We start from the raw sequence: 1,055 nt of genomic DNA, 5'->3' as shown, positions 1-1,055 counted from the left end.
AAAACTTAATCAAAACGCAAATTAATTTGGTAAAATAGCCTCTAAAATCAGAGGTATGAATTATTCAGGATGAACTTAATAACTTAAATAAATTGAGTAGTTATTATGAAAAAAGTGAATTAAATGAAAGAATAAAGGAAATAAGAAATGGTTTTCAAGCTAGAATTCCTGCTTTTGAAAGATTAGCTATTATTTATGAAAAACAAAAGGAATATACCAAAGCAATAGAAGTGTGTGATGTAGCTATAGAATATTATGGAAGTTTAGATATGGATGAGACAATTGATGGGTTTGAACGTAGAAAAATTAGATTAGTGAATAAAAAAGATAAAGTTAGTTAAAAACCGTATTTATTATAAAAATGCAAAAGTGTTATGGATAGAAGCGTTTTGAGTACTGAAAGTATATAGTTAGCTTGCCTGTAAATTAAAAAAGTCTCTAAGAATCGAGAGGTTTCTGTTAAAGCAACTATATAACTATAAATGTTGATGTGAAGGAACTCAGTTGAGTCCCTCAACTCAATGCAAGGCGAAAGCCTCACTCGGGAATAGATTATCTCTGAGTGGGGCTTTATGTTATTGGATTGTAGATTGATAACACCACAAGGATATGATTGAAAAATAACATTAGAATTTAAACGATCAGCGTTATAAACTAAAAAGAAATAGAAACCTGAAAAAGTCTTTAAAATGTAGTAAGGTGGGAGATGTGAAGAATAGAAATGGAGAGATTTGAGATGCTACCACTTATAGGAATTACTGGAAATACGGCTTATCAGGAGAACGCTGCTTTCCCTGAGCCTCTACACATTAATTACTCCCCGCGTGATTTTTCAAAAGCCATCACTGAAGCAGGTGGGCTTCCTGTCATTATTCCAATTAATAATCCGGATTTAATAAAAAAATATGCTGAAGTAATTGACGGCCTCGTTTTAGCAGGCGGTCAAGATGTCTCACCTCATCTTTATGGTGCAGAGAAGAGGGAAGTGTGTTTTGCAAGATAAATGTTTAGAAAATTGCAATGAAAAGTTAAGAACTTTGCCAACCACTTTTAGT

At 32.5% G+C, this 1,055-nt stretch carries 2 protein-coding genes; both read left to right on the top strand.

Going from position 1 to position 1,055, the window contains the following annotated elements:
* Nucleotides 1-92 precede the first annotated feature (92 nt).
* Entirely contained in the window at nt 93-341 is a 249-nt protein-coding gene (locus ABDZ53_RS07380) for a hypothetical protein (protein ID WP_343755096.1), read from the top strand.
* A gap of 395 nt (nt 342-736) precedes the next feature.
* The gene (locus ABDZ53_RS07375) at nt 737-1,003 is read left to right on the top strand and encodes a gamma-glutamyl-gamma-aminobutyrate hydrolase family protein (protein WP_343755094.1); all 267 of its coding nucleotides are present in this window, start codon (nt 737-739) and stop codon (nt 1,001-1,003) included.
* The last annotated feature ends 52 nt before the right edge of the window (nt 1,004-1,055 follow it).

It is taken from the genome of Alkalibacterium iburiense (genome assembly GCF_039521845.1).
GTDB lineage: Bacteria > Bacillota > Bacilli > Lactobacillales > Carnobacteriaceae_A > Alkalibacterium > Alkalibacterium iburiense.
The sequence above is the reverse complement of the archived record's forward strand: the minus strand, read 5'-3'. Positions and strand labels throughout refer to the sequence as shown.

Bases quoted from the DNA above. Each gene is read 5' to 3' on its own strand.
- ABDZ53_RS07375 (WP_343755094.1), top strand. From the start codon at position 737: ATGCTACCACTTATAGGAATTACTGGAAATACGGCTTATCAGGAGAAC.